Here is a 3,685-nt window from a genome sequence, read left to right on the forward strand (position 1 = left end):
CCACTGTGACATCGGCGCCGTCGGCACGCAAATATGCCTCGAGTCGCGTGGTCAGGTTCGGCGGGCAGATCGGGTCGCGCTTGCCGGCGGTCATCAGAATATGGCGGCCGGCGAGACTGCCCTTCACCTGCGGCTCGAACGGGATCAGCGGATGCATCAACACCGACGCGCCGAACAGCGCTGGAACCGCGAACACCACCGAGGCCAGGACATTCGCGCCGTTGGAATAGCCGAGACCCAGCACGGCCGATGGCTTCGCTGCTTCGACATGGGCTTTGACGAAGCCCGCCATCCTGATCGTCGCCCGTGCCAGATCCTCCATGTCGTAGACGCCCTCGCCGGTGCGGCGAAAGAAGCGCGCGGCACCTTGTTCGGACACATCGCCGCGCGGCGAGATGATGGTTGCCTGGGGCGCGAGATCGCGCCCCAGCGACAGAAGCTGGTTCTCATCGCCTCCAGTGCCATGGAAGACGAACAGCAGCGGACCGCCCGGCGAACCGGGCAGCAGCTTGTGGATGTAAGCGTCCTTGCTCATGACCTCAGCCTTCCAGCTTCTGCAGATGCTGTTCAAGATAGGGTCGCAGGTGCTGATGCTGCGTCGGCAGCTTCAGCGCCTCACCGAGATGAGCGGTGTCCTCATCCCTGTCGAAACCCGGCTCGTTGGTGGCGACTTCGAACAGCACGCCACCCGGCGTGCGGAAATAGATCGCCCAGAAGTAGTCGCGGTCGATCACCGGCGTCACGCCATAGCCGGTATCCATCAACGCCTTGCGCACTTCGAGCTGCCTGGCGCGATTCTCGACCGCGAAGGCGACGTGATGGACAGAGCCGGCACCGAGATCGGCGAAGGCTGTGCTCGGCAGCGATTCGATGTCGATGACATCGGCGCCATTGCCGTTCTTCACCGCCAGCCGCTTGAGATTGCTGGACTTGTCGACTTCCTCATAGCCCATGAACTTCAGCAGCTCCTCAGTGGCGCCACCGTCCTTCAGCCGAAGCGACACCGAGTGAAAGCCACGGATCGCCTCGTCCGTGGGAACACCGCCCTTCGCCCAGGGTGCTCTTGCGTCGGCCTTGTCCTCGACCAGCGCGAAACCGTCGCCATCCGGTCCGGCAAAGGCCAGACGCTTCTCGCCGAATGTCTCTTCACGCGACAGGCCGGTGACGCCCTCATCGGCAAAACGGCTTTCCCAATAGCCAAGCGTGCCTTCCGGCACCGAGTAGACGGTGGTTCCGACTTCCCCGACCCCATGCCGGCCCTTGCCTATATCGGGGAAAGGGAAATAGGTCATCACCGAACCCGGCGTGCCGGTCTCGTCACCGTAATAGAGGTGGTAGACGTCGGGCGCGTCGAAATTGACGGTCTTCTTGACCCGGCGCTGGCCGAGTTTCCTGGTGAAGAATTCGTTGTTCTGGCGGGCATCCCTGGCCATCGATGTGACGTGATGCAGGCCCTTGATCTGGTCGAGCATTGTCTTGCTCCTTCCTTGGTGCATGTGCGGCCCTCGCCGCTGTCCACGCCAATATGAGGACCAGAGCAGTTTACGCAAAGGCGGCAAACACAGAATGGACTGTGTCGTAAAAGTGAACGATGGAACAAGGTTCGTTCACCAATTGGTTCGCAGGTCAGACTTGCGCCGTGGCCGGAATCGGTTCCATGAAAGGCGTTCGACATCCCGCGACAAAGGTATTGTGAGTGACTGGAAAAGCCAGGCGGCCCAACATTCTCCTGATCACATGCGATCAGTGGCGTGGCGATTGTCTGTCCGCAGCCGGCCACCCGGTCGTACAGACGCCGAATGCCGACGCTTTGGCCGCGGAGGGTGTGCTGTTCAAGCGGCACTATGGCGGCGCGGCGCCCTGTTCGCCCGCTCGCGCCTGCCTCTACACCGGCCTCTACCAGATGAACAACCGCGTCTGCCGCAACGGCACGCCGCTCGACGCTCGCCACGGCAACATCGCGCTCTCGGCTCGCGCCCTGGGCTATGATCCGACGCTGTTCGGCTACACCGACGTCTCGCTCGATCCGCGCCTGCTGGCGCCGGGCGATCCGCGGCTGCAAAGCTATGAAGGCGTGCTGCCGGGCTTTACGGTGCGCCAGTTGCTGCCCGAGCACCAGAAGCAATGGCTATCCTGGCTGGAGCTGCAAGGTGTCGACGCCAGCGCCGGGTCTCCCGACATCCACCGTCCGCTGGCCGACGGCTTGGCCGGGACCATCAGCAACGCGCCGCCCGTCTACTCCGGGCAACAAACGCCGGCGGCTTTCCTGACCGGCGAATTTACGCGTTGGCTTGGCGAACAGGAGGACGCCACGCCGTGGTTCGCGCATCTTTCCTTCATCAGCCCGCACCCGCCTTTCATTGTGCCGGAGCCCTACAACACGAGGTACGATCCGGCTGACGGCCCGGCCTTCCGGCGCGCGGCAAGCTGGCAGGAAGAGGCGGAAAACCATCCCTACCTTGCCTATGATCTCGGCCGGCAGAACCAGATAAAATTCCGCCCCGACGCCAGAGGCAAGGTGCACGACTGGAGCGAAGACGATTTTCGCCGCATCCGCGCGATCTATTACGGCATGATTTTCGAGGTGGACGCGCAGCTCGGCCGCGTCTGGCAAGCGGTCAAGGCCGCCGGCGCGTGGGACGACACCATCATCGTGCTGACCTCGGACCATGCCGAGATGATGGGCGACCATTTCATGCTGGGCAAGGGCGGCTATTTCGACGGCAGCTACCACATTCCGTTGATCATTCGCGATCCGCGCCACGGCAACGCGGCCGGCGGCAATGTCGACAGCTTCACCGAAGCGGTCGACATTTTGCCGACGCTTCTCGACCTGCTCGGCGAAGAGCCCGCGCCGCATCTCGACGGCGCCTCGCTGAAGCCGTTCCTGAGCGGAGAAGTCCCTGCGGCGTGGCGCGATGCCGCGCATTGGGAGTTCGACTTCCGCTCGATCGCCGCGGGCGAGGCCGAACGCCATTTCGGCATCGCCTCACGCCAATGCAATCTCGCCGTCATCCGCACGGAACATTTCAAATATGTGCATTTCGGCGGCAACTTGCCGCCGCTGCTGTTCGATCTGAAAAGCGATCCGGGCGAACTGGACAATCTCGCGGCCGACCCCGCCCATCTCGCCGTGCGGCTGGAGTTCGCCGAGCGGCTGCTCGCTTGGCGGGCCGAACATCTCGACCAGTCGTTGGCACTGGCAGAATTGACCGAGAGCGGCCTCGTCGGCCATGCCGCTGGCCTGCCACCTGGCCACACATAAAAGCCCGCGCCGTTGCCAGCGCGGGCTTTATTTGGCTGAACAGAATTACCTGACGATCATGCGCTGCTGATCGCGCTGCTCAGCATAGCTGCCCTTGTCATAGGCGGTTTGAGCCTCGAGCTGTTCCTTGGTGAAGGTCGTGTAGAGGTACTTGTTGCCGTCCTTGTCGGTCATGAATTTGAGATTATCCATACCAACCGCGACCTCCTTTTCACCGACGCCTAAGAAGCCGCCAACGTCGACGATCACCGCGTCCGTCTTGTTGTCAGGCGCAAGCACGACATCGCCGATTTCGCCAACCCTGGCGTCGTTTGCGCCGTAGACAGTCGTGCCCTTCAGGTCATCGGCACGAATCTCGCCGACCGGCATCTCGGTCAACGTCGACTTGTCGATGGCGGCAGTCTGTGTCTGGTCGGGAGC

4 protein-coding genes are annotated in these 3,685 nt (G+C 62.8%); 1 reads left to right on the plus strand and 3 read right to left on the minus strand.

The features are described from left to right. On the minus strand, positions 1-535 hold a 535-nt coding region (locus EOC06_RS17510; RefSeq protein ID WP_164898627.1), incomplete at its 3' end, for an alpha/beta hydrolase. Between the two features lie 4 nt (positions 536-539). Next, positions 540-1,472: a VOC family protein gene (locus EOC06_RS17515; RefSeq protein ID WP_128308354.1), complete on the minus strand. Its 933-nt coding sequence runs from the start codon at positions 1,470-1,472 to the stop codon at positions 540-542. A 224-nt stretch (positions 1,473-1,696) separates the two neighbouring features. Between EOC06_RS17515 and EOC06_RS17520 the strand changes: the two genes are divergently transcribed. Continuing rightward, positions 1,697-3,265 carry an alkaline phosphatase family protein gene (locus EOC06_RS17520; protein ID WP_128308355.1) on the plus strand — a complete coding sequence of 523 codons (1,569 nt, stop codon included), beginning with the start codon at positions 1,697-1,699 and terminating at the stop codon, positions 3,263-3,265. A gap of 45 nt (positions 3,266-3,310) precedes the next feature. Here the strand turns inward: EOC06_RS17520 and EOC06_RS42740 are convergent. After that, on the minus strand, positions 3,311-3,685 hold a 375-nt coding region (locus tag EOC06_RS42740), incomplete at its 5' end, for a PRC-barrel domain-containing protein (RefSeq protein WP_245469713.1).

Source organism: Mesorhizobium sp. M7A.F.Ca.MR.362.00.0.0, assembly GCF_004023175.1.
GTDB lineage: Bacteria > Pseudomonadota > Alphaproteobacteria > Rhizobiales > Rhizobiaceae > Mesorhizobium.